General features: G+C 69.3%; 3 protein-coding genes. All 3 read left to right on the top strand.

Going from position 1 to position 6,002, the window contains the following annotated elements; translation table 11 throughout:
• A partial coding sequence (locus P3W85_RS17175) for a DUF1175 domain-containing protein (RefSeq protein WP_276265663.1) occupies positions 1-641 on the top strand: 641 nt, incomplete at its 5' end.
• A gap of 5 nt (positions 642-646) precedes the next feature.
• Entirely contained in the window at positions 647-5,398 is a 4,752-nt protein-coding gene (locus P3W85_RS17170; RefSeq protein ID WP_276265662.1) for an alpha-2-macroglobulin family protein, read from the top strand.
• A 67-nt stretch (positions 5,399-5,465) separates the two neighbouring features.
• Positions 5,466-6,002, top strand: a 537-nt coding sequence (locus P3W85_RS17165) for a DUF2300 domain-containing protein (RefSeq protein WP_430869562.1), incomplete at its 3' end; no start/stop codon positions are given.

Below are 6,002 nucleotides of genomic sequence, written 5' to 3'. Positions count from 1 at the left end.
CCCTTGCCGGCGCCGGCCGCGCGTGGGCTTTATCGGGCCTGGAAGCCGACACGCCCGAGGCCGACGTGCTCGATGCCACGCAGTCGGCGGCGTTTCGCGCCTGGTTCGTACGCATCGTCGGCGAGCAGCTGCGCCAGGGCCCGACCCCGCGCTGGTACCAGCGCGATTGCGCGGGCCTGGTGCGTTTTGCGGTGGGCGAGGCGCTCAAGGTGCATGACGCGCGCTGGCTGCGCGCCAACGGCATGCAGGGCGGCGCCTCGGCCCGCCAGTTGCCGCCGGAGCTCAGCCTGACCCCGAGCCAGCGCACGCTTGGCCAGCGCTGGACCCGTGCAGACGGCAGCACCGGAGCCTATGCCTCCGCCCTTGCCCTGGTGCAGGGCAATAGCCGCTTCGTTGCCAGGAACGTCAACCTGGCCCAGCCCGGCGATTTGCTTTTTTATGACCAGGGCGACGAACAGCACCTGATGATCTGGATGGGCCAGTACCTGGCCTACCACACCGGCACCGTGACCCGTACTGACAACGGTTTGCGTGCCGTCACCCTTTCCCGCTTGATGCAATGGAACGATACGCGCTGGCAGCCGCAGGACGGCAATCCCAATTTCATCGGCGTGTTCCGTTTCGCCTTTCTGTCGAGGTAAAGACGATGCCTGTCGTCACGCTGCGCGCAAGCGCGTTCCTGAATTCCGTGATTGCCCGCGTGCTGCTGGCGCTTGCCCTGCTGGCGGGCGCTCATGCCGCCAGCGCCGCCGAGCGGCCCAGCGCCACGCTCGACCCGGTGCCCTCCAGCGGCTATGGCGCGTTCCAGGGCCAGCCCTTCTTCCTGCTGTCCGATGCCAGTTTCGGCAGCGACCAGACTGCCCGGGTGCGGCTCGAAGCGCCGGGGCGCGAATACAAGAGCGAACTGCAGCGCTACGGCGGCGCGGACATCCTGGTGTACCGGGTCGCGGAGCCGATCGCTTTCCTGAAGGCGCAGAAGAACCTGCACCGGATCGACGTCAAGGCCAATTACCGCGGCGAAGGCCTGGCCAATACGCTGTCCTATCTGTGGGATAGCTGGTACAAGCAGGCGCGCCGCGCATGGCAGCGCGTGCTGTCCTTCGCCACGCGCAGCAAGGCGGTCGAGGACGCGCCCCAGTTCAGCATGGGCGAGCAGATCGCCCAGCCCACCCGCTTCGAGAACAATCCGCAATACGAGCCGCTCAAGGGCTACGACCTGGTGGAGCGTTTCCGCTATCCGATCTGGGACGCCAAGGAGATCGAGCCGCCCAAGGATGTCAAGCTCGAAGGCAGCAGCAGCGAATTCCTGCCGCGCGACGCCGGTAACGTGATGGTGCCGCTGGGCAAGCTCAAGCCCGGGCTGTACATCGTCGAAGGCATCATCGGCACCTACCGTGCCCATACGCTGTTGTTCGTTTCCGATACCGTGGCGATCACCAAGAGCACCAGCAACGGCATGCTGGTCTGGGCCGCGCAGCGCAAGAGCGGCCGTCCGGTTGCCGGCACCAGCCTGGCCTGGACCGATGGCCTGGGCGTGCTGCAAAGCGCCACCACCGGCACCGACGGCGCGGCTGAACTGGCCCACACCAGTCCGGAACGCAGCTACCTGCTGGGCGTGGACCCGGCCGGCGGCGCCTTTATCTCGGAAAACTTCTACTACGACAGCGAGATATACAACACCAAGCTGTACGCCTTCACCGACCGGCCGCTGTACCGCCCGGGCGACGAGGTCCGCGTCAAGTTCATCGGCCGCAATTTCCGCAACGCCACCGAATCGGCGCCGGCCGCCGCCGGCGATATCAAGCTGGAGGTGCTGGATCCCAATGGCGCGCCGCTGGCTTCGGTGAATACCGCGCTGGCCGCGGACAACGGCGCCGACGCGCGCTTCACGCTGCCGGCCAATGCACTCGCGGGCGGCTATACGCTGCGCTTCGACTACGGCGGCAACACCTACGGCGGCGCCTTCCGCGTGGCCGAATACATCAAGCCGCATTTCGACGTGAACCTGGCGCTGGACAAGGCCGACTACGCCACCGGCGAGGTGGTCAAGGGCAAGATCCAGCTGCGCTACCCCGACGGCAAGCCGGTCAAGGACGCCAGGCTGTCGGTCAGCCTGCGCGCGCAGCAGGTGACCATGGTGGAAGGCGAGCTGCAGTATGCCGGCCTGTTCCCGGTCAAGCTGGAGCAGCAGGAACTGAGCACCGATGGCAGCGGCAATGCCGCGCTGACCCTGCCGGCGGCCAAGGACCCCAGCCGCTACGTGGTGACGGTGTTCGCCAACGACGGCGCCGCCTATCGCGTCAAGGTGACGCGCGAACTGCTGATCGCGCGCGGCGCCACGCCGTACAAGCTCAGCACGCCGGCCAACTTCACCAACCCGGGCCAGAGCGCGACCTTCCAGCTGCAGGCGCTGGCCGCCACCGGCCAGGCGCCGGCCCAGGCACCGGCCAGGTGGGAACTGGTGCGGCTTGAATCGCGCACGCGTACCGAGGGCAAGCTCAGCCCGGGCGCCGGTGGTGCATTGTCGTTCCCCGTCAAGTTCGACCAGCCGGGCTCGTACACACTCTCCGTCAAGGACGGCGCCGGCAACCTGCTGGCCGCGGCCAGCCACTGGGTGGCCGGCGAAGGCCTGCAGACCGTGCCCGGCAATATCGAGATCGTGTTCGACCGCGACCGCTACCGCATCGGCGATACCGCCGAGGCGCTGGTGACGTTCCCGCTCGCGGTGGAAGACGCCTTGCTGACACTGGAACGCGATCGTGTGGAACGGCGCGGCCTGCTGTCCAAGGGCGGCGACTGGCTCTCGCTGGAAAAAGTCACGGACCGGCAGTGGCGCGCGCGCATCAAGGTGGGCAATGACTTCAGCCCCAACATGACGTTCTCCGTGCTGTACGTGAAGGACGGCGACTACGTGTTCCAGAACGCCGGGATTGCCGTGGTGCAGCCCACCATCGAGCTGGCGGTCAAGAGCGACAAGGCGGTCTACGCGCCCGGCGACACCGTCACGCTGGACCTGTCGAGCGCCTTCAACGGCAAGCCCGTGCCGGCCAATCTCACTGTGAGCGTGGTCGACGAGATGGTCTACGTGCTGCAGCCGGAAATCGCGCCGAGCATCGTGGACTTCTTCTATCATCCGCGCCGCAACAGCGTGCGCACCACGTCCAGCCTCAATTTCATCGGCTACGACCTCGCCGTCTCGGCCCAGCCGGGCGCCGGCGGCCCCGAGCGCGGCCGCTACAACGAACGCGGCGTCAAGGTGTTGGAGCGCCCGCGCCGTGACGAGAAAGACACCGCCGCCTGGGAGGCCAACCTGCGCACCGGCGCCGACGGGCGCGCGCGCATGAGCTTCACCATGCCCGACTCCCTGACCCGCTGGCGTGTCACCGTGCGCGCCATGGCGGGCGACGGCGTGGTCGGGCAGCGCACCGCCAGCATCCGTTCGGACAAGGGCCTCTACCTCAAGTGGACCGGTCCGCAGCGCTATCGCGCCGAGGACGCGCCGCGCATCGATATGGTGGCCTTCAACCAGGGCGACCAGGACGTGGCCGCGGACCTGGTCGTGATCGGCGCCGGACTCAACGTCAACCAGAGCGTGACGCTCAAGCGCGGCGCCAACTACGTGCGGCTGCCAGTCGCGCAAAGCGCGCTGCAAAGCGGCGTGGTCAATGCGGAGATCAAGCTCCAGGGCAGGACGGTGGACCGCTTGCAGACCACGCTGACTGTCGAACCCACGGGCTGGCTCTCGCAGCGCGAGCTGACGCTGCCGCTGGCCGGGGCCAACGCCGCGCTCAAGCTGCCGGCCGATGCGCAGGACGTGCGCCTGCGCTTCGTGGATGGCGCCGCGAGCCAGTTCGCCCGCGTGGCCGACGACCTGCTCAACTATCCCTACGGCTGCACCGAGCAGACCGCCAGCCGGCTGATTCCGCTGGCGCTGGCCCAGCGCAGCCTTGCCGCCACCGGTGCCGACACCGGCGGCGGTACCCAGGGCATCGACGCGCTGCTGCGTACCCAGCGCCAGCGCCTGGCGCTGCTGGCCGGCGTCAACGGGCAGTTCGGCTGGTGGGGCGATACCGTGGGCAACAGCGCGCTGTTGACCGCTTATGCCTACTATGCCGACTGGCTCGCCACGCGCGCCGTGGGCATCAGCCTGCCGCCCGATCACTGGAAGCGCACGCTGGAAGCCTACAAGCAGGCCATGAGAGAGCCGCTGCTGCATCGCACGCTGGCCCTGTGGTTCATCAACGAGATGGGCCTGCCGGTGGCCACGCAGCTCGGCGGCGTGGCTGCCGAGCTGGGCCGCCCCGCTACGGATGCGCCTGGCGCCGCGGTTGGCGAGAGCCTGGTGTTTGCCGCGCCGGATTCGCCGCAAGGCCGCCGCGTGGCGACCGTGCTGGCCGCGCAGCTCTACAGGCAGATCGGCCAGCCGATGCCGGAAGGTCTTTCCGTTGCTGCCGACGCTGCGCGCCAGACGCTCGCCAACGATCCGTCGCCGCTGGTGCAGAGCCTGTTGCTGATGGCGGGCAAGGGTGCCGCCACCTCCGATGTGCAGGCGCTGCTGTCCCGCGCCGGCGCCGCCTCGCCCACCATCGACCGCGCCGTGACCCTGGTCTGGCTCAACAAGGCGCTTGGCGGCGGCCTGGGCCGCGGCCTGGCCGGCGAGGGCGATCCCGCGCTGCGCGTGCCGCAAGGCAACTGGAAGGCCGCGCGCAGCCAGCTGGGCCGCCCGGAATGGCGCTGGACCGGCGCGCAACTGCCGGAGACGCTGGCGCTCACCGTGCCGCAGAACATGGACGCGGCCTCGCAGTCGTTCAATACCAATGCGGTGGTGTCGTACCGCAGCCGCGCGCAGGAAGCCGCGCGCCTGCCCATCGGCATCGAACGCAAGCTCTATCGCCTGGTACCCACCAGCGATGGCGCGGCCAAGGAGGGCAAGGCGGACGCCGCCGCCGCGGCGGGCACGGCCGGGCTGAACTTCACGGCCAAGCCGGTCAAGCCGGGCGACAAGCTCGACAGCAATACGCTCTACGTCGACGAGATCGTGCTCAGCCCGCGCCAGGGCGCCTATCGCTATGGCCTGGTCGAGGCGCCGCTGCCGCCGGGCGGCGAAGTCGAGGGCACCACCTGGGGCCTGCGCATCGACGGTTTGCCCGATCCCGACAACAAGGCCACCGGCCTGCAGCCGTTCCAGCGCGCGGTGACCTATGAAATGGGCATGCTGTCCTACCACCAGCCGGTGGTGTCGCTGGAGCGCCCGGTGGTGCTGCGCCAGCTGGTGCGTTTCTCGCTGCCGGGCAAGTTCAACCTGCCGCCGGTGCGCTATTTCCGCATGTACCAGCCGGATGCCAAGGCCCTGCAGGGCGATGGCAAGGCAGCGGGCTTCCCGTTGACGGTGGAGTGAGGCAGGCATGAGCGGGGCAGTGTGCCAGGCAACGGGCCGGGCCGGGTCGCCGGCACGGCGCTGGCCGATGCCGTGCGCCACACGGCCGGGCTGGTGGCGCCGGCTTGCGATAGCGGCGGCAATGGGCGCGGCGTGCGCCACGCCCGTGCCGGCTGCCGCGCGTGTACCGGCGCAGTCCGGCGTGGCCGAGCCACTGCGCTTTGCGCGCCTGGCGGGCAATGAGGCCTGGTTGTCCCGCCTCGACGGCAGCGCCGCGGCACCGTTGCCGGCGGGCTTGCAGACGCCGCTGGGCAGCGTGTGGAAGCTGTTTGTCTACAGCTACCTGGTGGGGCGCGACACGCCCTCCGACGACTACACCTGCCGCGGGGGCGATCCGGAGGAAGTCTACTGCTGCACCGCCGGGCAGAGCATCGATCGCGAACATGCGCTGATCCAGTCCTGCGGGCGCTATTTCGAACCGGGGCGGCTGGGGCTGTCCGGCGCCGACTGGCGCCGGTTCTGGAAGGCGGCCGGGGCGCCGGCGTGGCTGCAGGACATGCGGGCGATGCAGCCGCAGCGCACGGTGTCCGTGGCCGATCTGCTGGCCGGGCTGCATGCGGTGCCG

The organism is Cupriavidus basilensis (genome assembly GCF_029335485.1).
In the GTDB taxonomy this organism is placed as follows: domain Bacteria; phylum Pseudomonadota; class Gammaproteobacteria; order Burkholderiales; family Burkholderiaceae; genus Cupriavidus; species Cupriavidus basilensis_E.
Note: the sequence above shows the minus strand (reverse complement) of the source record. Positions and strands in the feature narration are given on the sequence as shown.

Coding starts and splice junctions, on each gene's coding strand:
- P3W85_RS17170 (WP_276265662.1), top strand. CDS start 647: ATGCCTGTCGTCACGCTGCGCGCAAGCGCGTTCCTGAATTCCGTGATT.